We start from the raw sequence: 24,134 nt of genomic DNA, 5'->3' as shown, positions 1-24,134 counted from the left end.
GGGTCTATTGACCTCGTATTCCTTACTTACCTGCGACTTAATCACAAACTCGAACCTACGATCCAAGTAGTACAAGCTGTTGTCACAATAATTCAAATACTTGGATGTCTGAAGTTTAGCAGGTTAACTTGTTGTTTTCAGTAAACCAGAATCGGTTCGATGGAATTTCAAACAATATTCACGTAATTACTCAAGTTTATGACGAAAAAAAGGTCGACCATGTCGACCTTTTTATCAAAAATACTTTTAACTCAAAGCATTTTGGTGCTTAACCAATTGATTTTCAGTTCGTAAACCTAGCAATAAGCTTAGGCACATAAGCAATAATATGAAGGCAAATGGTAGCGCCATTGATACCGTTCCAGCTTGCAGTGCTTGAATTGATTCCGTACCACCAACCCATAGTAGAACCGCTGCAATCGCGCCGCCCATCAACGCCCAAAATACACGTTGTGGAACCGGTGCATCGACTTTACCGCCAGAGGTAATGCTATCGATAACCAATGAACCTGAATCAGAAGAGGTGATAAAGAACACCATAATCAAACCAATCGATACTACTGAAAGCACAGAGCTCATTGGCAGTGCATCGTAAGTATGGAAAAGAGAAAGTGTAATATCTTGTAGGCCATTCACACCAATCTCACCCACCTTGTTCGCCACTTGATCAATCGCGATGCCACCGAAAATAGCCATCCAGATGATGATTACTGTCGTTGGGATGAACAATACAGCAACGATGAATTCACGAATCGTACGACCTTTAGAGATACGAGCGATGAACATGCCTACGAATGGAGACCAAGACATCCACCATGCCCAGTAGAATACTGTCCAACCTTGCATCCACGTTTCATCATCACGACCATGAGGATTACTTAAAGGAATGAAGTTTTCGATGTAGCCCATTAGCGCGGTTGGGATTGCTTTAATGCCCGCCATGCCACCAGCGATGGTAACGAAGATAAGCAAGCCCAAAGCAACCAGCATGTTCACATTACTCAGAAGCTTTACGCCACCGTTAATGCCGCGAACCACTGACATTGTTGCTAAGAAAGTGACCACAGCGATAACAATCAGCTGCATGCCAATCCCGCCATCGGTACCAAATACATGGTTAATACCACTTGTTGCTTGTTGAGCACCTAAGCCCAGTGAAGTTGCAAGGCCAAATAGCGTTGCAAGCACAGCGACGATATCAACGATATGACCAAACCAACCCCAAGTTCTATCACCCAAGATAGGGTAGAAAATAGAGCGGATTGATAGAGGTAAACCTTTATTGAAGGTGAAGAAGGCAAGCGCTAGAGCAACAACAGCATAGATAGCCCAGCCGTGTAAGCCCCAGTTATAAATGGTTGCGCCTAGCGCTAATTTAGCGGCTTCAGGTGAATATGCTTCGACACCTAATGGCGTTTCATACCAACCCGTGAAGTAAGCCACTGGCTCAGCCACACCCCAGAACATCAAACCAATACCCATTCCCGCGGCGAATAACATCGACATCCAAGATAGGTTGGAGTGCTCTGCTTTGGCATCATTGCCACCAATACGTATCTTGCCATACGGGGAGACAATGAGGGCAAAACAGAAAATAACGAAGATGTTTGCTGCCCACATGAAGAAACCATCGAAGTTACCGATGACTTTCCATTTGATTCCATCAAGCGCCGCTTTTGCAGTATCAGGGTCTGCAACTAGAAGTGCCAACAGGAAGATAATGATCGCTCCTGCACTGATTCCAAATACTGGGTTATGAACATCGAACCCCCATTTCTGAACGTTATCTTGTCCTACTGTATAATCGGTATTTTCAATACTATACCTATCTTTTACAGGCTCCATGCTTCCTCTCTAATTTGCAGCGCACTGTTTGCAACATTGCATTCGGCGCTTGAATTTCGAAAAGAAGAATATCAACCTGTCGCAAAAATACTAAAAAAACCTCCACAAAGGAGGCCTAAATTACACATTTAGTAATTAAATTACACATTTAATGTAATTTAGCGTAAGATCAGTCCACAAGCCCGGAACTGACCGCGTACTTAGCAAGCTCTGCTGTAGAGTGAATATCTAGCTTATGCTTAATATTTTGTCTATGGGTTTCGACCGTTCGATAGCTGATATTCAGTGCCTTCGCGACCTCTTTACTGCTCTCCCCTTTCGCGACTAATTTCAATACCGCTTCTTCACGTCTGCTCAATGGATTCTTCACAGATTGCGTCGGAGTAATTGGCTGAGTAAACAAATTCTGCGTTACTTTTTCACAGAAATAGGTCGAACCTTGATTGACGGTTTTGATTGCCTGCACCATTTTTTCAGCCGAAATCTCTTTCAACATATAGCCGACCGCACCCGACTGCATCACCTTCATGATGTATTCACGGTTGTTATGCATGGTCAGCATCAACACCTTGGCTTCAGGGTCTTCTTCTTTAATCAGGTGGGTCGCATCAATACCATTCATGATAGGCATGCTAATATCCATCAGCACCACATCAGGGCGCAGCGTTTTCACTGTCTCAACCGCTTCTAATCCATTACTGGCTGTGCCTATCACGCTAATATCAGGCTCGAGTTCTAATCTCGCCATAAAGCCATCCAGTACGACTTGGTGATCGTCAGCAATCACAACTCGAATAACTTCACTCATTCACTAATCCTTCTAGTGTCAGTAACACTGTAATTTCCGTTCCGAAACCAATCTCACTCATCAACTCAAAATCACCGCCGATGAACTCCACTCGCTCTCTCATGTTACGCAGTCCGATCCCTCGTTTCTCCATCGCTTTATAGGTATTGAAACCAACACCGTTATCTTGGATAAGCAGTTGCAACACGTTGCCAATTTGCTGAGCGATAACCGTTACCTTGGTCGCTTGCGCGTGTTTCTCTATGTTGTTCAATGACTCTTGCACCACTCGATACAAGGTCGTTGCGGCTTCTGATTTTAACTTACCCGGTTGAGTGCTAAATAAAGTTTCCACCTCAATACCGGAGTGCGCCTGAAAATCTAATAACAACGAAGACAATGCCGCTTCTAAGCCTATGTCATCCAGTGAACTTGGGCGAAGTTGATGTGAAATGTGCCTCACCTCTTCAATCGCTCGCATCAGTGAATGCTGTGACTTATTCAAATGTGCTTTGAGATCCTCACTCTGTAGCTTATTACCGAGTAGCTCTAAGTGACAACGACTCGACACTAATAATTGGTTAATACCATCATGTAACTCACGTGCTAGGTGTTTCTTCTCGTCTTCTTGGAACATCACCGTCTTATGCGCCAGTTCTTTGAGGTTGTTATCGGCAATACGATGTTCATGCATGTTGATGGCTAAGGTAAGCACGATAATAACCGCCACCGTCACACTCAAAATCACCACAATAGAAAAGAACGTGGTTTCAATATTCTTGTTTATCTCAGCCTGCATTGAAGCCACTTCTTGGTGCACATCTTCAATATACAAACCGGTGCCAATCATCCAATCCCAGCGTTCTAGCCATGCGGCGTAACTCAACTTAGACACCACCTCACCCGTCGATGGTTTTTGCCATAAATACTGGTGAAATCCTCCGCCCGTTTGTGCCTCTCTTAGCAGGGCTTCTATCAGAAAGTCGCCATCCTCGTCTTGCAGTTCAAGTAGGTTTTGACCAATCAATTCAGGCTGAATCGGATGAACTAAATTGGTTCCGTGGCGATCGTAGGCAAAGAAATACCCGTCCGACCCGTATCTAAGTTTAGACAATATGGCTCGAACTTCCGTTTTGGCTTGAGCTTCTTGGATGTCAGGGTCGTTGTAGATGTGCTCAATGGCATCGAATGCTAGGTCTACTGTGTCCTTGAGGGCGTTTTCACGTGACTTGATTAAGCTGTCTCTGAAGATTTCGACCTCTTTCGCGCCCAACGTTTTGGTTTGGTGTAACGAGATCCAACTAATACTCGCCGTTACCAATAGCAACGGGAGCAGCGTCAGCAAAATCAGCTTGGCTTTTAGAGGCATTCCTTTTCCTCACAAAAAACGGCTTACTGAACATCAATAAGCCGTTTTATTTTAGCAATTTATCGTTAACCCTTGAAACATATCATTCACATTCTTGGCTTCACTCACATTCCATAGAAGGCTGGAAATGCGAGAAGTGATCCAAGTACGAGGATCTGAATCAGAATGAATGGCATCACACCTCGGTAGATATCCTTCGTAGTTACGCCTTTTGGTGCCACGCCTTTTAGGTAGAACAGGCTGAAACCAAACGGCGGTGTTAAGAATGAGGTTTGCAGGTTCATCGCAATCAGGATAGCAAACCATGTCATGTTAATGCCCATCAACTCAGCAACCGGCGCAATGATTGGCACGATGATGAAACAGATCTCTACGAAGTCGATGAAGAAACCCAGAATCAGAATCACCAGCATGGTAATGATCAGGAAGCCCCATTTCTCACCTGGCAGTTGTAGCATCCACTCTTCAACCAGATAATCACCACCAGTGTAGGTAAACGCCATTGAGAATGCCGTTGCACCCAACAAGATAGCAAATACCATCGCCGTTACTTTCACCGTCTCTTTCGACGCCTCGTACACCATCGACCAACTAAACTGACCGTAAAGCAGTGCAAGTATCATCGCACCCGCGCCACCTAATGCCGCTGACTCTGTTGGCGTAGCAACACCTGCGAAGATAGAGCCGAGTACAACAATGATGAGCGCTAAAGGCGGAAGAATCGCTTTCAGTGCATTAAACACTTCTTGCTTACGGCTGATGGAGTCATCACGTTCAATCGGTTGAGCCGCTTCAGGGTGTAGCTTCGCGTATATCAAGATATAAACGATGTACGCGCCGACCAGCATCACACCCGGCCAAATCGCCGCTTGGAACAAGTCGCCAACCGGAACACCGAGTACATCACCTAATAAGATCAGTACGATAGAAGGCGGAATGATCTGCCCTAGCGTACCAGACGCACAAATAGTGCCGCAGGCTAAGCCTTTGTCGTAGTTGTACTTAAGCATTACGGGTAACGAGATAAGACCCATCGCCACTACCGAAGCCCCTACTACGCCGGTTGACGCAGCAAGCAGTGAACCTACGAGTACCGTCGAGATTGCGATACCACCACGAACACCACCAAACAGTCGGCCCATTGACTCAAGCAACTGCTCAGCAAGCTTGGTCTTTTGCAGAACAAGCCCCATGAAGACAAACAATGGAACGGCCATCAGCACCGTGTTTTCCATGATTGATTGAATTCGATATGGCATGAAGGCAAACATTTCGATGCCTTCAGCCCAAACACCAAAGATTAACGCGATACCACCAAAGGTGAACGCCACAGGGAAGCCAAGTAAAAGTGCAAACAAGGCTACGAAAAACATTACTATTCCAATCATGTTCAGCCTCTACTAATTCTTTGTATGAGTATTGTTTGCATGGATAAGATGCGGATTAAAAATCTTATTAAGTGAATGCAGGATTAAACCCACGCCACTGAGTGCCATTAGGAAGAATGACAGCGGGATCATAGCTTTGATGATCCAGCGATATGGCAAGCCACCCGGGTCACCTGAGGTTTCGCCGAGGTTATAGCTCTCTTTGGCCACATCAATACCAAACCAAGCAACCAGCAAACAGAAAGGCATCAGAAAGATAAGTGTGCCGAGCAGGTCAATAATCGCTTGCGCCTTGAAGCTCAGTTGCTCGTAGAACACATCCACTCGCACATGGCCACCAGCCTTGATGGCATAAGGAACACCTAATAGGAAAACGGCTGAGAAGAGGTGCCACTCCATCTCTTGGAAGGCGATTGAGACATCATTGAAGGCATATCTCATGACAACGTCATACACAACGTTGGCGATAAGTAGAATAAACAACATACTGGAAAGCCATCCCAGTGCATCACCGATACGATTAAACACGCGTTCAATATAAATTAGACTTCGCATTCCCGACTCCATGGAATTTGAAAAAACATCGCGCAGCGAGCTAACAAGCTGTTCGATGTAGAAAGGATTCTTGAGCGTAATACAGGATTTATCCTGCTTAGTTATTATGTTTAAAATGAACCCTCGGCTTATTCACTCTTAAATACTCAATAAGAAAAGCTTTGGGTTCATTAATCTTCAGTTCAACAACTGTCGATTATTTCGCTTGGCTATTTAGATAAGCTCTGTGTGAAATATCCGTCCATGAACGTACTTGCTCTAGGTAAGCTGCTTGTGAAGCTTGGATCTCTTTTGCTAACTCATCTTTCTCAGCATGGGCAGCGAGCAGGCGATCGTTCGCTTCTTTCAGTGCCGACATTACTTCAGGCGGGAAATCTTTAACTTGTACATCTGGGTATTCTGTTTTCATTGAAACCCAGTTCTTACCACTTTCGTGCGTTGCTTGTGTGTACATGTCGTAAGCCGCTGTACGCATGGCAACACGCAAGATTTCTTGTAGGTCTTCAGGCAGCTTGTTCCATGTGCGTTTGTTCACTAAGAATTGAAGCTCTGAACCCGGCTCATGCCAACCTGTGTAGTAGTAAGGCGCGATTTTGTGGAAACCCATACGTAAATCCAGTGATGGACCTACCCACTCTAGTGCATCAATCGTTCGGCGCTCTAGAGACGTGTATAGCTCACCTGGGGCAATGTTGGTCGGCTTAGCGCCTAGCTCTGCAAGAATCTCGCCTGCAAATCCTGGGATTCGCATTTTCAGACCTTGTAGATCTTCCACGCTGTTGATCTCTTTTTGAAACCAACCGCCCATCTGGATATCCGTGTTACCACCTGGGAACGACATCAAGTTGTGTGGAGAGTAAACCTGCTCCATCAACTCCATACCACCACCGTGATAGAACCACGCGTATTGTTCTGCTGGCGTCATACCGAAAGGCATAGAAGTGAAGTAAAGAGTGTTTGGAACTTTACCTTTCCAGTAGTAAGAGCCTGAGTGACCCATGTCGTATTGACCAGACTTAACCATGTCAAAAACGCCAAGAGGGGCTTTGTGTTTGTTTGCTGAATCGATTCTGATTTGCAGTCGACCATTCGACATCTTCTCAGCCATCGCTGCCATGTTCTTAGTTGCATCACCGAAAACTGGGAAGTTTGGTCCCCACGTTTCTGCAAGCTTTAAACGGTAAACCTTATCAGCAGCTGTAGCACCAGTAGCGACCAAAGCTAAACAAGCCGCAGCGGTTACTGCAACGTTTTTAAAAACTCGTGTGAGGGAGTTAGAAATGAGACTCATGTTCACGTCCTTTGTTGGGTTAACACTCTTTCTATGAGCATTTTTTATGATTCAACATAAGAGTGCACCGCGATGAGGCAACAAGATATCAGGGAGAGCACGCACGACGGACGCACACAAACTGCGTATTAGACCAAAGGATTAAGTAGAACTACGTAGGAGATGATTGAATAGTGTCGATTTTAAAGGAGTTTGGATATTCACCAAGGGAATGCGTATTGATAAATACCTAAGTAGTTATAATGAACCGCGATTAACAATTGATTCCCATTTCGTGATGAAGCTCTACCCATTGCTGCATTTTAGGGAAAGTCACCCGCGCTTTTTAGTAAGGCGCCCTACTTTAGGGCTTGCTGATGAGAAGCAAAGCTAGAAGTTAAAGTGAACAAGTTAAACGGTAGATTGGAATGGGAATAACCAGTAAATGAGAATAAGCGATAAATGAAGTTTATGACAGATACAAAAAAGCCTCGATAATCGAGGCTTAAAAACTTAACGAAGCGAATGTAATCCCACAGGATTAGATAGCTTTGTAGATAACCTTGTTACCTGCTAGCTGCTCTTTCGCTACTAGGTTTTCTTCAAGAAGTTTTTTCAATGCGCCTGTTGCCCATGAAGCTGCTTTCGCGTCTTCTTGACCAGCTGCTAGGCCGATACCTTTAGGGTTAATGCCTTCAGCATTGCTAACAACGATGTCTAGAACTTGTTGTTGCTTTGGAGTCAGTGCTACTGCAACTTCTTTTGTTGCTACTGTTTTCTCTACCGCTGGTTTTGCTGCTACAGTTTTTTCTGCTACAACTTTCTCTGCGACAGGCTTCGCTTTTTTCGGCGTTGCCACTGCTTTAACTACAGCCGCTTTAGTGCGTTTCTGCAGTTTAGCCTGCACCTTACGCTTATGAGCAAGTCTCATTGAATATTTCTCCAGTTCACTGCTCTTTTCGCAGTGGTGAAAATTTGAAGCGCGATTTATACCAAAAAACAGGAGCTATTTGTAGAGTGAAGCGTCGAAAGTCGACGAAAAATACCGATATTGTCTACTAGCGTCTATTATTTAAACATCGACTTATCAATTCAGGGTCATATACACTGGTTATCCATCCAGACAAAAATATGAAAACTTGGTGTTGCCTATGGACACTCGTCACCTAACAAATTTCTCTTTGCCCTCGTTCACACGTTCGTACCGTATTCTCGCCGTTATTTTAGGCTTCGTTTGCTTGATCATTGCACTCTACAGCGACAATCCAAAGTTACTGATCGTGGGTGCATTTTGCATTATTGCCCTACTAGGAACTGGCTATTATTTAATGTTGCGCAGCAGAGTGATGTTCACCCTCACACCGACTCATTTTCAACAACATTTTTATAAAGGGGGCTGGGTCTTAAAGTGGAACAACATCCAAAAAATTGGCCTTTGCACCTATGAACAAGATGGTTGGCACCAACCTCTGCCTTGGATTGGTATCAAGGTTAAAGATTACTCGCCCTACCTCGATTCGATCTGCCCCAAAATCACCTGTGAGTTATTGCTGAGCCAACGAGCACTTTTGTATCTAGGTGCTAAACAAGCGGGAAAAGAGTCAAACTTTGAAGATATGGTTTTAGACTCATCGCACTACCACACTCGTTGTACCGAAAACGGGTGTGTTGAATTGAGCCAATATAAAGAATCAAAGAGTAATGACGAGGTGCATTTCAACGCTCAACAAGCACAAATGGATGCGGATTCACACGATGAAGCAAATAATCAAAATGCGATAATCAAAGACTATTCAGGGTTACAGGCGATGCTCGCCAACAGGATGAAGTACCAAAGAGGCTTCCACGGTTATGACATTTTCATATCAACCCATGATTTGAATATTAGTGGAGAAGAGTTTGTTGGTCTGGCTCGACGCTACTTAGCCGCTGCCGAGCGCCTCTCTGATTAAAATCAAACCGGTTCATAAATAAACTCGCACCCAATAAAAAAGCTTAGCTTTCATAACAAAAGCTAAGCTTCATTTTCAATCGTTCTTTTACTAGGTCAGAGGCTTAGTAGAGTGGCATTTCATCTGCGACGAACGGGTTTGATGCACGCTCACGACCGAATGTCGATTCAGGGCCATGACCCGGAACGAATGTTACGTCACTGCCTAGCGGCCAAAGCTTAGTCTTGATTGAAGCGATAAGTGTATTGAAATCACCTTGTGGGAAATCAGTACGGCCAATTGCACCGTTAAACAACACGTCACCTACAAATGCTATACGTGCTTGCTCACTGAACAGTACAACGTGACCTGGCGTGTGGCCCGGCGTGTGAATCACATCGATAACTTGGTTACCAAAAGTCACTTTGTCGCCCTCTTCTAACCAAGTGTTTGGTTCAAAGGCTTTACACAGTGGGAAACCAAACATTTGGCTTTGATTCTCTAGGCCTTGCAACCAGAAATTATCAGCCTTATGTGGGCCAACAATTTCAACGTTCAACATCTCTGAAAGTGGCACCGTACCACCAACATGATCTAAGTGACCATGAGTCAGCACCAAGTTCACCACCTTCACACCTAGCTCTTCGATGATTGCAGCTAGCTGTTGGATGTCGCCACCTGGATCAACAACGATGCCTTCCATGGTTTCATCACACCACACAATCGAGCAGTTTTGAGCGAAAGAGGTAACAGGTACAACTTGATACTTAAGAGACATATACAAACCTTAGAGGGCAAACTGAAATTTGGGCAAACTATGACATTGGATGTCTACTTTGACAAGTGCCTACGGTATCGCCCTTCAACTCAGATTCGCTTTACCAGCTGCGTACTGGACCAGTATCAATATGGATAAAGTTGCTACGCGCATAATACCCCACACCACCTGCGTTCAGGCTTTTAGCTACGTCTCTCAGCTCTTTCAGATCAACACCATCAATACGGAAGTCGATTGCTTTACCTAACATATGGTAACTCTTTTTAGCCACACCACTCGACTTAGAACGAAGTGCTTCATTGGTCGCTGGAGAACGGTAACCAGAGATGATCTGAACTTCTTTTTGAATACCCAACACGTTTTGAATCTGAGTGATCTGATCAAACAGGTTCTTGTCCATTGGGTGAATTTCATTACGACGGAAATCGCGACATAGTTTGCTAAGGCGTGCCATTTCGTCACCGACATAGTTAGTGCCATCGAAATAACAAGTCTCTAAACGTTCACCAGTGTGAAGATTGTTCATGCTAATCGTTCTTGGTTGATCAGGGTATGAAGCAAAAGCGATAGAAGGAGTAAGAGAGGCGACAACAGCAGTACCACCAGCGTAAGTCAGAAACTGACGGCGTGAAAATAAATTTTGAGACATACAGCAAAAAACCAATTAGATCGAACGAAAAATGCACGATACATAATGGCATTTGCTGCGTCAACGTACAAAAACCGCACAAAACGTTAGTATTTGTAACCTTTGTACGGTTAGTTATTGATACTCATTATAATTTTATCAATAGAAGCTTGGTTGTCATTTTTTGGTCAAGATCACCTTAGTTGAACTCATTTCAATCAACCACCCTCTTTATCATATTGGTAGATATCACCGCGGTACTGTATGCCGCCCTCTTCAAACAACACGGTTTGATAGATGATATGCACTGGAATCCGCTTCTTGAGGCGAACCTTAGTATTCGGAGCGAGGTCAGCATTTTGGTTCGGGACTTTCCTTACCTTAGTGGCAAACAATAACTCAGCCAGTTCTTCTGCGTGTTCAACACGTATGCAACCTGAGCTATAAGCACGGAAGTCGTCATTAAACAGGCCTTTACTTGGTGTATCGTGCAGGTAAATGGCTCGCTTATTAGGTGTGTTGAACTTATACAAACCTAATGCATTTCGCGAGCCAGCCTGCTGACGCATCCGATATGGAAACGAATTGAAGTTGATTGTCTGCCAATCGATCTCTGTGGTGTCGACCGTTTCCATTGAACGCCAACCGTCAATCACTTGGAAGTTGTTCGTTTCAAGGTAGCTTTCGTCCGCTTTTACTTTAGGCAGTATGTCTTTGACCATGATTTTCCATGGCACATTCCAAGTCGGGTTTAGAATGACAGAATCTAGGTTTATCTCTAAAAGCGGTGTTTTTCGCGATTTTCTTCCCACGACGACTTTAGACTCAAACACCTCTTCGCCATCTTCCCAGTACTTCATGTCAAAACTCGGCACGTTAACGACGATAAGAGAGTCTCTGTCTCTTGGCCACAAACGAACACGTTCAGCATTCAGAGCCAATGAGGTTAATCGATCATCAAAGCCCATGTTGATCCACTTTATCGTGTCAGGGCCGATGATCCCATCGTCTGTAAGACCGTGCATACGCTGGAAGGACTTAATCGCCGTTTGCAGATCTCGATCGAACTTAGGGAAATCGACCGCGATCATCGAAGTATCAACACCGACCAAGGCAATACGTTCAACAAGAATGGCTTTATCTGAAAGCTGGTCGCCCAAGCGTTTCAAGCCTTTCTGTCTGTACCGATCAATCTTGAGCTCGGACGCGGTTTCTAATACTGAATAAGTCGCCTTGAATTGGTCGAAATCCCCCACTGGCGGTGCGTAAGACAACACCATCTCCAATAAGTAATCATTGGCGACACTGCTTTTCAGTCTCATCAGAATATGGGGCGAAGGCGCTGGTAATTTGGAATGTAGCTTACCCGAAAAGTACCACTCCTTACCGGCAAGTGGCGCATTTTCAACGTAGCTTAGGTAGTAGATAAAGGTATCGGTAAGTAATATGTCCAACTCTTGCCATTGAGCGTAGGATTGATAGTGACGGATTTGCTTAAGTTGTCGTTCAAAGAGCGGTGCCATTTGAGCTTGTTCGAGAAGCGACAATTGAAATTCAAACGCTTTAACCAGTTCTGGCGAATCCCAAAGGATAGGAAGAGAAGTGTCTTGATAAATACTCTGGGTAAGCTCTGGATAAATCAGCATAAAAGAGAGCTCTGAATCAGCCGGAATGAAACGGCTCTCGTCAGAACTCGTATAGCTCCATGCGTGCACAGAAACTAACACCAATAATCCACAGAAGTATTTCGCTAACATGCTTAACTCCATCCCCATAATCTAATAAGTATGGCAAAGAAATTGGAGTAAGCATGTTAATTTTTAAGGTGCTATATGCATCAAATTGACGACCAGTGGTTATCCCACTGAACCGTAGATTGCTGGGTCGATTTCTCATGAGGGTTTCGCTGGCTAACCACACTCCCCGCCCCAGAGCTGAGTCGAAACTCTCCATCAAGTAACACGGCACCAGAGGCATCCGACAATGCAGACAGCTCGACTAATTCTTTGCTCTCTTTAGACCAAATACCGTAGCAATTCCCTCTTGGCGAGGTCGCGATAATCCAATCATCTGACGCCGCAATACTTGCGATGTAGTGATTGAATCTTGCCCATTGCTCAGGCTCTGCGTTCAGTGATTCAAACTGCCCACCTCTAGTATGCATCGCCAAAAGCGAAGGATACTCGTCTGGCTCACCACGATATTGCTGACCACAAAGCACAGTTTCAGCACCATCATGGGCTAAGTGTCGAATACTCAGCTTCTTGTCTAGCAGTTCAACCTGATCAAGTAACACACCTTCAGGAGAAACATAACTCAAACTAGGCAGCATTGAATCGAGGTTTTTCGGTGTTCTGCCATCAGTATGAACGCCACCAACGCCAATCGCGAGATTACCATCAGGCATGATGATCACTTCATGTGGGCCGATACCAAAACCAATGAACTCTTCGACCTTACGATAGCCTTGCGCGACATCGTAAACGCCAATCACGCCTTGGCTGGTGTCCGTTTTCCCTTCGGTGGCATACAGTAACTTACCATCCAATGAGTAAACGCCATGACCATAGAAGTGGCGGTTGTTACCTTTCACTATCATTTTGATCTGCTGACCACTTTTATAGTCAAACACCATAAAATAGTCACCAGGACGACGAGCAAAAACCACCGCATGTGATGAGGTTGGGCAAATAGCAACGCCATGACCACGATCGGGGATTGGTAGTTGACTCATTGGCATTCCAAATTCGTCAGCCACAACTGCAGAATATTGACCACGACCATTCAGCGCACAACCAATCAACTGGGGATCATTAGATGTGCTCATGCCATCCTTTCGACTCGCACAGCCAAATGGAAGTACTGGAACAGCTGCGCAACCCAGTACGGCCTTGAGTAACGTTCTTCGTGTAGTATCAGTCACCATCGGTAGCATTAAATCCTATTACCACGCCAAGCTCTATCGCCACTTCTTCATGAATCAGGTACTTCAAACGTTCTAGTTTGTTGTATTGAGTCAGCACATCTCGGTAGCCTTCTTTGCTCTGCAGTAACTCAAACAAGCTTGAGTCTGTAGGCCAAGTATCTAAGGTTAGCGTGAACTGGGCTGCAACACGATCGGCAAGGTCATTTAAGCCCTTCTCTCTCAATAAACCATCAAGACCATTACCTTCAGCTAGGTACAATTTCTCTAGCGCCGCTACGTTCGCTTTCAACTGAGTCATTGAGGTCTGAGCGCGCCAAGATTCCGAGAAATATGGGCGTGGATGACCAATTTTAGCCATTGGGCGACTCAGCTTTTTCATGCTGTAATCAAGTTGGTTAGTCAGTAAAGCGATGTATTCAGATTCCCAACGCATCTCGTCTAACGCTAACCAAGGGTTAACCTGCCAAGCCTCAGCAATAGAGGCCGATTTCATCGCCAAGTTTTGTGCGATAGCTTGTGAAGATAGACAGCCAGACGCTTTATCTTGCAGTAGTGGAGATTGCTCGTCGTACAGAGACCACTCCAACGCACCTAACCCTTGAACAGTCACACTCTGCTGAGCAATTTCATCTTGAGACCAAGCTTTATCTTGCTGAGTCAGCTGGCGCATTTTTAGGCCGGTAGTGTTCTTTTTGTCTGGCCAGAATTGAACATTCCAGCTCTCTTCTAATGCCGCTGTTGGGCCTCTTTCTTGTCCTTGCAGTGCCATCCAACTGTTCATGGTGAGCTGCCACTGATTTTTCAAAGCATCTAACTCAACATCATTAGTTTGGCAGTACCCTTGCATCAAGACTTCCAGCTCGTTGGCTTGCTTGGCGAATAGGACGGCAGAATTAAACTCCTGCTGATAAACACTGCGACTAATATGATTCGTCGTGTCTGCTTGATAAGAGACACCGTTAACCTCAGATGAAGCGGCTTGCTCACCCGATGATTGACAGCCTGCTATGACTAATACCGATAAAGGCATTAACAAAAATTTATGTGCCATGCTGTTACCTTACTTCCTAGTTTTTCTTTTAATTATATGAGTTCAATAAATATGAAACGACCGCTGACCTCGTATTGCTACAAGTTCAGCGGTAGTCAGTCTTTTGTTAGCGGCTTTCTTAAGTAACTAAGCCGTTGGCTTAACTGAATTCAAGACAGCCTATAATGAGTCCAAAAACGCTAGTAGTGCTTCGCGTTCACTGCTACTCAAAGCTAATACTTTTTGTTTTGCCATTTCTGCTTCGCCACCATGCCAAAGTACCGCTTCCATAACGTTTCTTGCGCGACCGTCATGAAGTAAGAACGTATGACCATTAACTTCTTTGGTATAGCCTAATCCCCAAAGTGGTGTGGTACGCCACTCTTGACCATTAGCAAGATATTCTGGGCGATTGTCGGCTAAACCTTCACCCATATCATGCAAAAGCATATCGGTGTATGGGCTAATCAACTGTTTCGAAAGAGCAGGCAGACCCTCACGTTCTGCTGTGCGAATTTCAGCTTGGTGACAGCTTTGACAACCAATCTCTTTAAACAGCTTTTTACCTTGAACAACCGCTGGGTTCTCGACATTACGACGAATAGGTACCGCGAGATGCTGCGAATAGAACTCAACAAAATCTAAGATGTTGTCGCTAACTTCTGGCTCGCCACCATTTGGGAAATCATCACAGGTTGATTGCGCTGATGTGCAGTTTTCATTCGGGAATAAACTGCTTGTCAGGCCTAAGTCGCCGTTAAATGCCGCTGCGTTTTGCTGCATTAAGTTTGGCTGCCCAGCTTTCCAACCAAAACGACCTAGCACCATTTCATTGGTTTGAACATCAAGAACATAGTTAGCTTTACCCGACACGCCTTGCTTGTCAGCCAATTGCTGCTCTGCAAATCCTAGAATCGTTTCTTGTGGGATACTTTCAAGCAGACCAAGGCCAATCATTGGCGGCGCGACTCGAGCTGAGAATTCTGTTTTAGGGTGCATTTCACCGAAAGCAAGTTCAGTGATCTTTAAAGAGGGTTTACGCAGAGTAACAACCGTGCCGTCTTTGAATTCAACAGGAACATCCGTGTAGCTAATGTTCACTTTTCCCTCTGGTTTTACACCTTGAAGCGCAAAATCTTGTAGCTGACCGCCGTACGTCGGTTCGGGAATACCACCATCTCGAATGAAGGCTTGTCTCTGTTCTGGCGTTTCTGCTGGAATGCTTAAACGAACCAACATTGAAACCGCATTCTCATCGCCTTTTTCTGGCGCGTGGCCACGACCATCTTTAATATGGCAGTTTTGGCAGCCGTTGGTGTTAAACAGTGGGCCAAGACCATCACGAGCATCGGTTGATGAAGGTGCTGGAACCCAAGGGTTTCTAAAAAAGCTGTTACCTACGCTGAAATCTAAGCGTTTACTCATGGGTAGGTTGGCAGCAGGAAGAGAAAAAGCGTTCGCTCCCTCTTTCTTCACGGTCGTTTTGCCACCAGAGTAGGTTTCATGGGCGTGTAGCGGAGATAAGAAAAACAGTGCGGTTAATAGTGAGGCTGAGAGATACGACTTCATACATTGCCTTGCTGTGTATTTGATTTTAGTTTTTATGTGGGAGTGACTTTTTTGAGTAGCAAACAATTAAGGGCCCAATGAGAGCCCTTATATTTGTGTTCGCTCGGGTTCTTAGAACTCGTGATCCGCTGTGTCTGGGTTTAGGCTATCAATGCCAATCACACCCGCAGCACGCTCAATAGCAGCTGTTTGAGATACTAGCGCGACAATTGTTTTGTTAACTAGTGCGTTACCCGCAGCGTTGTCAGCAGCGATTAGCTGATCGAAGTGCTGGTTGTTTTTCTCTGCAGACGTTACTAGTTCGCCTACTTGTGCACGCGCTAAGTCAAACTGCTTTTGAATCTCTTTCGCAGCTTGCTCATCTTTTTGCTCTACTAGGTCGAACAGGCTTGGACCTGAAAGCAGAGTACCGTCTTCACGCTTGTATAGACCCGTGTAAACGTTGTAGATGCCTTGCTCGTTGTAGTAGTGAGAGTTGTGCGTGTTATCAGAGAAACAATCGTGCTCGTCTTCAGTAGAGTTTGCTTCTAGTGCAACCTTCATACGCTCACCCGCTAGCTCACCTAGAGACAGTGAACCCATGCCGAACAGCATTTTACGAAGACCATTCTCGCTAGATTCAGAAAGAAGCTCTTGACGGTAGTTGCCTTTCTCGCCTTCAGCCCACTGCTTTTCCATCCACTCTAGGTCTTGAATAAGTAGCTCAGCTGATGCTTTTAGGTATGCGCCACGACGGTCACAGTTGCCGTTAGTACACTCAGCACCAACAACGAAATCAGTGTAAGCACGCTCACCTGCACCGCTGTTTGTACCGTTTAAATCTTGGCCCCAAAGTAGGAATTCAATTGCGTGGTAGCCAGACGCTACGTTCGCTTCAGAACCGCCGATCTCGTTCAAGTCTGCGATTAGCTCTGGAGTAATGTTAGTTGCATCAACCGTAGTCTGACCAATTTGGAAAGTCTTATTAGCCACGATGTTTGCGCTAGCGCCTTCGTTACCAAGTTCATATTGGTAATCAGTCGAAACGTAATCAATCAGGCCTTCATCTAGTGGCCATGCGTTTAGTTGGCCTTCCCAATCATCAACAACAGCGTTGCCGAAGCGGAATACTTCTGACTGTTGGTATGGTACGCGAGACTCAAGCCAAGCTTGTTTTACTTGTTCGAAGTTGCCAGCAGAAGGAGAAGCTAAGAAGGTATCAATAGAAGAGTTCAACGCTTTTGCTGTAATTACTGAATCTGCAAACACTGCATGCGCAATATCTGCGTAATGTTCTACAACTTGATCTTGAGTTACTGCTGCGAAAGAAGAAGCAGAGGCAAAAATGAGTGACGAAGTTACGGCTTTTGTCACTAAAGATTTAATGGTCATGAAGCATCCTTGTTGAGCTTTAAATTATTATTCGTAGTAATAGTGCAAACTATTATCATTTACACTACGGATTGGAATAATACAAACTTACAATTTTATTGCAAGATAAATACAAAAAAACCTCACATTTGTGAGGTCTTTGAACATTTTTGTGTTATGCGCAACAAAGGAGGCTAATCAGATATCCAGGTTATGCTTACCGTGTGAGACTTTCGCCTTTAGGTAGCTTTCATTACCCGATTTGATATGAGCAGAGGTATTCACCACTTCTTCAATCTCAATACCAAAGGATTTTAGCTCATTGATCTTCTTAGGGTTGTTGGTGACTAAGCGGATTTTTGTGGTACCTAAAGCGCGTAGCATTTCAGCAGCTTCAGTAAAATCGCGTAGGTCATCGCCAAAACCTAGGTGGTTGTTGGCTTCATAAGTGTTCATGCCTTCGCTTTGCAGACGGTACGCATCGATTTTGTTGTACAAACCAATACCACGACCTTCTTGACGAAGATAAAGGATCACGCCACCCGTCTCACCCATAATTCTAATGGTTTCGTCTAGCTGCTCACCACAGTCACAGCGAGAAGAATGGAAAACATCACCAGTAAGACACTCAGAGTGCATACGAACAAGAGGTATGTCTTGTGTCTTGTCTGCTGATTTAAATATCACAGCAACATGCTCTTTATCTGTTTTCAACCCATGAAAAGACAGAAGTTCAGCATCAATACTGCTTGTTGCCCCTACTTTGAAATCTATTCTGGCACGTACTTCCGCCATAGCTATACTCACTTGAAAATTCGATGTATTTAACGACGCTACATTATATGTCTAGGCAATATTTTGTAGCTAACTATCTAATGATAGACACTATGAGGCTGTTAACAATTTTTTTCAAGGTCGACCTTGTACAAATTGTTATAATATAACAATTATTTTTCAGGTAAGAAAAAACCCCACATTGGGATGACCAACATGGGGTTATAAATTAAACAGTTGCGGCTAAAACTACACTTTTTTACAGAACGCTCAACTTACTTGAGTTTGCTTCCAGATGACAAGTTGCACCCAAGCATTCTCTAATTCGGTTAGCTCTTCTTGCGTAAGCGTAGAAATGCTCGACTTAGCACTGTATCTCTCTGCCCATTTATCTGACTGGACATGAGTATGGAACTCTTTCTTTAAATTTGAGATTACGTTATCCACAGATACATCCTTATATAGCAGTGCTTAGCCTTTATAATCGGTTAATGTTACAAAATACAGCTCAATTGGTAAACACTAATACACAATTTTTATGAGCTCTTCCTAACACTTTTTACTGACAAATATATAAATAAGAGAAATAATAGGCTCGGTAGCAACCAAAGTAATAGATTTGAAGCCGTCATTGCCGGTTTATAAAGTACAAATTCACCAAATCTTTCCGTCATATATTGAGTGATTTCACTATTGCTCTTCCCTGCTTTCACCATATTGAACACGACAAGGCGTAAGTCTTTTGCTATCGGTGAGTTGGATTCAATCAGATTTTGGTTTTGACATTGTGGGCAGCGTAACGTTTTCGCCAAGCTAATAGCGCGTTGCTGTTGCGCTGGGTTTTCAAACTCAAACAGTTCAACTTGAATACTCGTCTCTTTATTACTGGCAGTAAACAGATCTTCAGCCATAGTCGGAAGGCTAATCACTAAAAGAGCTGACAGCATAAACAACGTTTGTATTAGAGACTTCATCATCCATTCACACCATCAAAATACATCGCAAGTTCATCTTTCCATACCGTTTCATTAATCACGCCCAATAGCTTTTTAATGATCTGGCCATTGGCATCAACCAAATACGTTTCAGGTGTGCCGATTACGCCCAACTCTAACGCTAACTTACCTTGAGGGTCACTGATCACGGTTGAGTACGGGTTGCCATCGTTCGATAACACGTTAATCGCAGCCCCAGAGTTATCTCGATAATTAAGCCCGACGATGGGAATGCCTTTATCGTGAAGTTGAAGCAAAAAGGCGTGTTCGGTTTTACATATCCCGCACCAAGAAGCCCACACATTAACCAGTTGATAAGGATGCTGCGTGACATCAGCGAGCGTAATTTTCTGCTGACCACTGACGTCTTCACTATTTACTAACGCACTCGATGTAAATTCTGGAAATGCCCTTTGTTGTTCAGACACCATGGTCGACTGCTGCTTATTATCAAGCGCAAAGACAAACCCCAGCACCACAATCAATGCTAAGGCAATTAGACTAATTAGCTTGTTACGAACGCTGGTATGCATATTGAGACGCCTTAACGGTTTTCTTTTTGCGATGAGTCAATGAGAGCAAAGCGCCGATAATGGAGAACAGCCCACCAAACCAGATCCAGCGCGCATACGCCTTATACTGAACACGAAATGCGTAAGCGGTGGAATCGACTTTCTCGCCCATGGTGATATAAACATCACCATGCCAGAACCATTTCATTGCGGGCTCACTCATGTTCATGACTCGAACTTGGTAATGCCTTCTTTCCGGCGAAATAGAAAAGCGCTGCTCGCCAGACTCTAGGCTGAGTATCGCTTTTTCTGCGGTAAAGTTTGAAGCGACATACAGCTCAGTATCACGATGAGAAAGCTTCCAATCCATGAATTCGACTTCTATGCCTGGGCTTAACTTATAGCTGCGCTCAAACGAGTGGTAGCTATTCATGGCAGCACCTACCGCTAACACCGCAACCCCAACATGGGCAAAGGTCATCACCCAGACTTTGCGTTGGAACTTGGAACTGCGCGTTACCACCAAGCCATACACATGAGTGAGTAAAACCCAAAATGCGAATGACCATGTCATTAGTGCCATCACTTGAATCTTCTCTACTTGCAAAGTGTAACAGGCGAACCCGAGACCAATAGATGCTAGAGCGATCAACGTAATAACGCCTTTCGACGCTTGAGGCTTAATGCTCAACAATGGGGCAAGGCCGACGACGGCTAACGCAAGCAAAGCCAAAGGTGCAATCAAGAGGTTAAAATAAGGCGCACCGACCGAGATGTTTCCTAGGCCAAGCAACTCAAAGACCATTGGATAAAACGTGCCGAACACCACGACAGCAGTCGCGAGAACAAAAATAAGCACCGCAACTAAGCTCAAAAAGCTTTTGCTGGCGAAGCTAGTAATCGGATTAGATTCAAAAGACTCTCCTCTGACGATAAGCAGAGAAAATGAGCTCACCAGTACCAAAACCAATATAAGCAACAGTGCGATACCTTTGGTTGGGTCAACAGCAAAAGCGTGTACCGATGTAAGTACGCCAGAACGAACAATAAAGGTGCCTAAGATACTCAAACAAAACGTAATAAAAGCAAGACTGAGAGACCATTTCAGTAGTTGTTGCTTGCCCTTTGCAACGCCTAGGCTGTGCAGCAAAGCGGTCGAAGTAAGCCACGGCAACAAGCTGGCATTTTCAACAGGATCCCAGAACCACCAGCCACCCCAACCTAATTCGTAATAAGCCCACCACGAACCAAGAATGATCCCTGCAGTTAAAAAGATCCAAGCGACTAAGCACCAACTGCGACAATGGGCAACCCAATCAAACTCAATAGGATCAACAAGCAAAGCTGCGACAGCAAATGCCAGCACCACAGAAAAGCCGACATAGCCAAGGTAAAGCAATGGAGGATGAAAAATCAGACCGACATCTTGCAGCATGGGGTTAAGGTCACGCCCTTCTAGCGGCAATGTCGAGTTCATTTCAAATGGGTTTGATGCGAATAAGGTGAACCAAGCAAATATCGCGAGCAGTAGATTCATCACCCATAGCACTCGGCTTTGGTATTCATCCGAATAGTGTTTTTGTAAGGCGATAACGCCAGACCAGACGCTGATCGTCAGAACCCAAAATAACAAGGAACCTTCATGACCTGACCATACAGCTGCTAGCTTAAAAAATGAGGGTAATTGAGTATTTGAATGCTCAGCGACGTATAAGATAGAGAAGTCATCACTGACAAAGGCATAGCCAAGCAACGCGACAGAAGTGAGAGAAAACAGCGCACTTGAAAGAGAGAAACTGCGGATTAAACCTAGATTTTGCGTCCGTTTATTTAGCATTTGGTAAAACGAATGCACACCAATAATGCTGCTGAGTACAGCAACCAACACCAAACTAAACAGCCCCAAAGAACCGACCATATCACCTCAATAAGGCTCTACCTGAGCAGAGCCGATCTAAACACGCATCTCATGTTTATTAAGAACATGTTCATTAATAAGCAGATATTTAGTATCCAACATCTGCTCACTAATAAACTTGAGCGAAATTAAGCTATCGTTAACTGCCCTGCATAAAGGACAAAAGTTCGCAGCATTAATACGCCCATTAGGCTTAGTGAAGTCACCGAGAAAATATACACCGAGCTATGGCGGATTGAGGTTGGTGTAACGGCATTCAGCAACAACGGTAGAACCATGCCAACACCGATAACGCCATACCAGAACCAACTCGCCCAGAAACCACTGCCAATTGCGTTCCATACTGCTTGCTCACTTTGACCACCAGCGAAGATAAGCCCAGTAAAGAAAGTAATAAGAACAAACAACTCAAACATCACGACCGGACGTTCGAATCCGTGGATCCATGAAATACTCGGGCTATGAGGTGATTCCTTAAAGACCAACACACCAAATAAAATACACGCCGCCGCTCCTGAGGATAAGCTCGAGAATAAGAACAAAATCGGCAACACTGGGTTATTCAATAGTGGGAAAGTATTCAAAGCTGACAACAAGAATCCGGTATAAGCGGCAAGCATCAGAGCAAGAACAGCTAAGAAGATTTCCAAAGCATTCTCAAACACTTCCAATTTGCCAATCCAGTTACCGACAAAATCGAGTCGCCCTTTTAACCAAGCTTGGTCATTCAAGAACACGACAATTTGATCTCGGAATATAATGCCGATCCAAAGGAATAGGATCACCATATACACTTGGAATAAGATCACACCCATCGACATCACAGACGTTGGGTTATAGAAGATCATGATCTTCCAAAAGGATAACGGTTTTGTCAGGTGGAAAACCAAGATAAGCAGACCTGAAATGATCCCAAATGGCGCAAGAAAAGCGGTCGCCTTTAACACACCATTATGAGCAGGATCGCCTTCAATGACCTTACGTTTTAGGTAAATGGAGATCATTACGGCACCTGCCGACATCCCCGCGAGAAATAGATAGATTGCTATAATCCAGTCCCATACCACAGTACCAGACTGAAAAGCTGTGTCCCATGCACTCATAATCAAATCTCCCCTTTTTGGTGTGGCACTTTGTAGAGTTTTGGCTGAGTGCCTAGATAAGCTTTATCCCTGTAAACCACCTCAGATTTAAGCACCTGGTTTATCTCACTCTTAGGGTCATTTAGATCGCCAAATACTAGCGCCTTGGTCGGGCAAGATTCGACACAAGCAGGCAGCTTCCCTTGTGCAAGATTGGTATCACGACAGAAGTTACATTTATCAGCCGATTTATTCTCAGGGTGGAAGAAGCGCACTTGATACGGGCACGCTAACAAACAGTAACCACAACCGACACACTTCTCTTTATGCACATCAACGATGCCAGTTTTTTCATCTTTGTAGGCCGCGCCTGTTGGGCAAACCATCACGCAGGGTGCATTATCACAATGTTGGCAAGAGTTACGAGTAAAACGGTAATCAACATTTGGATATTCGCCTTGGGGTTCGCTCTTAATAATTTCTAAGCGCGACACGCCTTCAGGCACTTTGTTTACTTCACGACATGCTTCTGTACAAGCGGTGCAACCAATACACGCGGTCTCGTCATGAATCATTCCATAACGTTTAGCCCCGTCCTCTTGAACATTGGCTAGCGTTTTACGGCTTGTTACCGCCGCCGTTCCCGCAACACTTGTAGTAAAAATAACGGCACCAGCGCCAGCTAAAAAGTTTCTTCTTGAGCAGCTCATAGATTACTCCTCTTCTTTCTTCTGGTTGAAGTCTGAATGGCAATCCACACACAGCTTGATGGTTTGCTTTTTATCTAAGCCCAACACCTTTGCTTCAGTCGCATGAACATCATGACAGTTTGAACACGTTAAATTTTGTGCGTGAACGTCGTGGGTCCAGCTCGCTTCGCGCAGATCATCAGGCTTGTGACAATCGACACACTGGCTATTGGCATCTAAAATTAAGCTAGGATCTAGGTAAACCTTGTCGGTACCTGGTTGTGATTGAGCCTCACGATACTTCACCACTTTAGGCGCGCCTTCGCGGTGATCGGGGCTAATAGAACTATGACAGTCGGTACAATTTACTTCACGGCCAAGCAAAGCGTGTGCACTTTCACCATGTGAACCCAATACCGTTTCTTTTGAATCTTTATGGCATTGAATACACTTGTAATCTTTGTCACGGATTAATTCGACTTCATGTCTTGTTGATTCTCCTACTGGCGTAACAGCAGGCTCAGCAACAGCATGAATGGAATAACCATAGAGGCAGAATGCTAGAAGGGATTTAAGCATTATGACTATGGCCAATTTAATATTGCCCATTTTATCCTTTCCTTATACCGGCATTATTTAACTCTCAACTAAATAATATTCCGGTTAAACAAAAGTACCCTTAAACGATATTATTACCGCTTAAATGATATCAATTCTTATTTTGGATAAGCCACAACG

General features: G+C 44.5%; 23 protein-coding genes. 1 reads left to right on the top strand and 22 read right to left on the bottom strand.

The window, feature by feature from the left end; genetic code table 11:
* Positions 1 to 246: 246 nt before the first annotated feature.
* The 7 genes from MSG36_RS18475 to MSG36_RS18445 form a co-directional block, all read right to left on the bottom strand.
* Positions 247 to 1,845, bottom strand: coding sequence for a BCCT family transporter (locus MSG36_RS18475; RefSeq protein ID WP_248369214.1), 1,599 nt, complete (start codon positions 1,843 to 1,845; stop codon positions 247 to 249).
* A gap of 169 nt (positions 1,846 to 2,014) precedes the next feature.
* Positions 2,015 to 2,653 (bottom strand): response regulator transcription factor, encoded by a 639-nt coding sequence (locus tag MSG36_RS18470; RefSeq protein ID WP_048659561.1) that lies wholly within the window; start codon positions 2,651 to 2,653, stop codon positions 2,015 to 2,017.
* Positions 2,646 to 4,001 (bottom strand): cache domain-containing protein, encoded by a 1,356-nt coding sequence (locus tag MSG36_RS18465; protein WP_048664744.1) that lies wholly within the window; start codon positions 3,999 to 4,001, stop codon positions 2,646 to 2,648. Before MSG36_RS18465 ends, MSG36_RS18470 begins: the two co-directional genes overlap by 8 nt.
* A 104-nt stretch (positions 4,002 to 4,105) precedes the next feature.
* Entirely contained in the window at positions 4,106 to 5,389 is a 1,284-nt protein-coding gene (locus tag MSG36_RS18460; RefSeq protein ID WP_248369211.1) for a TRAP transporter large permease subunit, read from the bottom strand.
* 12 nt (positions 5,390 to 5,401) lie between these two features.
* Positions 5,402 to 5,944 (bottom strand): TRAP transporter small permease subunit, encoded by a 543-nt coding sequence (locus MSG36_RS18455; protein WP_050635125.1) that lies wholly within the window; start codon positions 5,942 to 5,944, stop codon positions 5,402 to 5,404.
* 196 nt (positions 5,945 to 6,140) lie between these two features.
* The gene (locus MSG36_RS18450; protein ID WP_050711965.1) at positions 6,141 to 7,235 is read right to left on the bottom strand and encodes a TRAP transporter substrate-binding protein; all 1,095 of its coding nucleotides are present in this window, start codon (positions 7,233 to 7,235) and stop codon (positions 6,141 to 6,143) included.
* A gap of 520 nt (positions 7,236 to 7,755) precedes the next feature.
* Complete coding sequence (locus MSG36_RS18445) at positions 7,756 to 8,145, bottom strand: MarR family transcriptional regulator (RefSeq protein ID WP_248369208.1); 390 nt, start codon at positions 8,143 to 8,145, stop codon at positions 7,756 to 7,758.
* A gap of 220 nt (positions 8,146 to 8,365) precedes the next feature.
* On the opposite strand from MSG36_RS18445, the gene MSG36_RS18440 reads away from it, so the two are divergent.
* Positions 8,366 to 9,166, top strand: coding sequence for a DUF2982 domain-containing protein (locus tag MSG36_RS18440; protein ID WP_102432396.1), 801 nt, complete (start codon positions 8,366 to 8,368; stop codon positions 9,164 to 9,166).
* Positions 9,167 to 9,269: 103 nt separating this feature from the next.
* On the opposite strand, the gene MSG36_RS18435 is transcribed toward MSG36_RS18440, so the two are convergent.
* From MSG36_RS18435 to nrfB, 15 genes are all read right to left on the bottom strand, one after another.
* Positions 9,270 to 9,923 (bottom strand): MBL fold metallo-hydrolase, encoded by a 654-nt coding sequence (locus MSG36_RS18435; protein WP_102432395.1) that lies wholly within the window; start codon positions 9,921 to 9,923, stop codon positions 9,270 to 9,272.
* A 100-nt stretch (positions 9,924 to 10,023) separates the two neighbouring features.
* Positions 10,024 to 10,572, bottom strand: a complete 549-nt coding sequence (locus MSG36_RS18430) for a YcbK family protein (RefSeq protein ID WP_248369205.1) — start codon at positions 10,570 to 10,572, stop codon at positions 10,024 to 10,026.
* Between the two features lie 197 nt (positions 10,573 to 10,769).
* The gene (locus tag MSG36_RS18425) at positions 10,770 to 12,308 is read right to left on the bottom strand and encodes a L,D-transpeptidase family protein (protein ID WP_102530454.1); all 1,539 of its coding nucleotides are present in this window, start codon (positions 12,306 to 12,308) and stop codon (positions 10,770 to 10,772) included.
* Positions 12,309 to 12,388: 80 nt separating this feature from the next.
* A complete protein-coding gene (locus tag MSG36_RS18420; RefSeq protein WP_248369203.1) occupies positions 12,389 to 13,477 on the bottom strand; it encodes a DUF1513 domain-containing protein in 1,089 nt (362 codons plus the stop codon).
* Positions 13,467 to 14,528, bottom strand: coding sequence for an imelysin family protein (locus MSG36_RS18415; protein WP_248369200.1), 1,062 nt, complete (start codon positions 14,526 to 14,528; stop codon positions 13,467 to 13,469). The genes MSG36_RS18420 and MSG36_RS18415 overlap by 11 nt, the downstream gene beginning before the upstream one ends.
* Before the next feature lie 159 nt (positions 14,529 to 14,687).
* Positions 14,688 to 16,076, bottom strand: coding sequence for a di-heme oxidoredictase family protein (locus tag MSG36_RS18410; protein WP_048607186.1), 1,389 nt, complete (start codon positions 16,074 to 16,076; stop codon positions 14,688 to 14,690).
* Positions 16,077 to 16,187: 111 nt separating this feature from the next.
* Entirely contained in the window at positions 16,188 to 17,447 is a 1,260-nt protein-coding gene (locus tag MSG36_RS18405) for an imelysin family protein (protein WP_017063566.1), read from the bottom strand.
* Positions 17,448 to 17,624: 177 nt separating this feature from the next.
* A complete protein-coding gene (ribA, locus tag MSG36_RS18400) occupies positions 17,625 to 18,221 on the bottom strand; it encodes a GTP cyclohydrolase II (protein ID WP_017632055.1) in 597 nt (198 codons plus the stop codon).
* A 249-nt stretch (positions 18,222 to 18,470) separates the two neighbouring features.
* Positions 18,471 to 18,647, bottom strand: coding sequence for a hypothetical protein (locus MSG36_RS18395; protein WP_017060980.1), 177 nt, complete (start codon positions 18,645 to 18,647; stop codon positions 18,471 to 18,473).
* Positions 18,648 to 18,736: 89 nt separating this feature from the next.
* The gene (gene nrfF / locus MSG36_RS18390) at positions 18,737 to 19,177 is read right to left on the bottom strand and encodes a heme lyase NrfEFG subunit NrfF (protein WP_052879085.1); all 441 of its coding nucleotides are present in this window, start codon (positions 19,175 to 19,177) and stop codon (positions 18,737 to 18,739) included.
* Positions 19,174 to 19,728, bottom strand: coding sequence for a DsbE family thiol:disulfide interchange protein (locus MSG36_RS18385; protein ID WP_086969576.1), 555 nt, complete (start codon positions 19,726 to 19,728; stop codon positions 19,174 to 19,176). The genes nrfF and MSG36_RS18385 overlap by 4 nt, the downstream gene beginning before the upstream one ends.
* Entirely contained in the window at positions 19,709 to 21,625 is a 1,917-nt protein-coding gene (locus MSG36_RS18380) for a heme lyase CcmF/NrfE family subunit (protein WP_086969574.1), read from the bottom strand. Before MSG36_RS18380 ends, MSG36_RS18385 begins: the two co-directional genes overlap by 20 nt.
* A gap of 128 nt (positions 21,626 to 21,753) precedes the next feature.
* Positions 21,754 to 22,728, bottom strand: coding sequence for a cytochrome c nitrite reductase subunit NrfD (gene nrfD, locus MSG36_RS18375; protein WP_048607198.1), 975 nt, complete (start codon positions 22,726 to 22,728; stop codon positions 21,754 to 21,756).
* Between the two features lie 2 nt (positions 22,729 to 22,730).
* Positions 22,731 to 23,417, bottom strand: coding sequence for a cytochrome c nitrite reductase Fe-S protein (nrfC, locus tag MSG36_RS18370; RefSeq protein ID WP_048659577.1), 687 nt, complete (start codon positions 23,415 to 23,417; stop codon positions 22,731 to 22,733).
* Between the two features lie 3 nt (positions 23,418 to 23,420).
* The gene (nrfB, locus tag MSG36_RS18365) at positions 23,421 to 24,005 is read right to left on the bottom strand and encodes a cytochrome c nitrite reductase pentaheme subunit (protein WP_086969572.1); all 585 of its coding nucleotides are present in this window, start codon (positions 24,003 to 24,005) and stop codon (positions 23,421 to 23,423) included.
* Between the last annotated feature and the right edge of the window lie 129 nt (positions 24,006 to 24,134).

Source organism: Vibrio sp. 1CM8B, assembly GCF_023161685.1.
Lineage (GTDB): Bacteria > Pseudomonadota > Gammaproteobacteria > Enterobacterales > Vibrionaceae > Vibrio > Vibrio coralliirubri.
Note: the sequence above shows the minus strand (reverse complement) of the source record. Positions and strands in the feature narration are given on the sequence as shown.

Excerpts from the sequence above, each read along its gene's own strand:
- MSG36_RS18475 (WP_248369214.1), bottom strand. The coding sequence starts at position 1,845 with ATGGAGCCTGTAAAAGATAGGTATAGTATTGAAAATACCGATTATACA.
- MSG36_RS18470 (WP_048659561.1), bottom strand. The coding sequence starts at position 2,653 with ATGAGTGAAGTTATTCGAGTTGTGATTGCTGACGATCACCAAGTCGTA.
- MSG36_RS18465 (WP_048664744.1), bottom strand. The coding sequence starts at position 4,001 with ATGCCTCTAAAAGCCAAGCTGATTTTGCTGACGCTGCTCCCGTTGCTA.
- MSG36_RS18460 (WP_248369211.1), bottom strand. The coding sequence starts at position 5,389 with ATGATTGGAATAGTAATGTTTTTCGTAGCCTTGTTTGCACTTTTACTT.
- MSG36_RS18455 (WP_050635125.1), bottom strand. The coding sequence starts at position 5,944 with ATGCGAAGTCTAATTTATATTGAACGCGTGTTTAATCGTATCGGTGAT.
- MSG36_RS18450 (WP_050711965.1), bottom strand. The coding sequence starts at position 7,235 with ATGAGTCTCATTTCTAACTCCCTCACACGAGTTTTTAAAAACGTTGCA.
- MSG36_RS18445 (WP_248369208.1), bottom strand. The coding sequence starts at position 8,145 with ATGAGACTTGCTCATAAGCGTAAGGTGCAGGCTAAACTGCAGAAACGC.
- MSG36_RS18440 (WP_102432396.1), top strand. The coding sequence starts at position 8,366 with ATGGACACTCGTCACCTAACAAATTTCTCTTTGCCCTCGTTCACACGT.
- MSG36_RS18435 (WP_102432395.1), bottom strand. The coding sequence starts at position 9,923 with ATGTCTCTTAAGTATCAAGTTGTACCTGTTACCTCTTTCGCTCAAAAC.
- MSG36_RS18430 (WP_248369205.1), bottom strand. The coding sequence starts at position 10,572 with ATGTCTCAAAATTTATTTTCACGCCGTCAGTTTCTGACTTACGCTGGT.
- MSG36_RS18425 (WP_102530454.1), bottom strand. The coding sequence starts at position 12,308 with ATGTTAGCGAAATACTTCTGTGGATTATTGGTGTTAGTTTCTGTGCAC.
- MSG36_RS18420 (WP_248369203.1), bottom strand. The coding sequence starts at position 13,477 with ATGGTGACTGATACTACACGAAGAACGTTACTCAAGGCCGTACTGGGT.
- MSG36_RS18415 (WP_248369200.1), bottom strand. The coding sequence starts at position 14,528 with ATGGCACATAAATTTTTGTTAATGCCTTTATCGGTATTAGTCATAGCA.
- MSG36_RS18410 (WP_048607186.1), bottom strand. The coding sequence starts at position 16,076 with ATGAAGTCGTATCTCTCAGCCTCACTATTAACCGCACTGTTTTTCTTA.
- MSG36_RS18405 (WP_017063566.1), bottom strand. The coding sequence starts at position 17,447 with ATGACCATTAAATCTTTAGTGACAAAAGCCGTAACTTCGTCACTCATT.
- ribA (WP_017632055.1), bottom strand. The coding sequence starts at position 18,221 with ATGGCGGAAGTACGTGCCAGAATAGATTTCAAAGTAGGGGCAACAAGC.
- nrfF (WP_052879085.1), bottom strand. The coding sequence starts at position 19,177 with ATGATGAAGTCTCTAATACAAACGTTGTTTATGCTGTCAGCTCTTTTA.
- MSG36_RS18385 (WP_086969576.1), bottom strand. The coding sequence starts at position 19,728 with ATGCATACCAGCGTTCGTAACAAGCTAATTAGTCTAATTGCCTTAGCA.
- MSG36_RS18380 (WP_086969574.1), bottom strand. The coding sequence starts at position 21,625 with ATGGTCGGTTCTTTGGGGCTGTTTAGTTTGGTGTTGGTTGCTGTACTC.
- nrfD (WP_048607198.1), bottom strand. The coding sequence starts at position 22,728 with ATGAGTGCATGGGACACAGCTTTTCAGTCTGGTACTGTGGTATGGGAC.
- nrfC (WP_048659577.1), bottom strand. The coding sequence starts at position 23,417 with ATGAGCTGCTCAAGAAGAAACTTTTTAGCTGGCGCTGGTGCCGTTATT.
- nrfB (WP_086969572.1), bottom strand. The coding sequence starts at position 24,005 with ATGGGCAATATTAAATTGGCCATAGTCATAATGCTTAAATCCCTTCTA.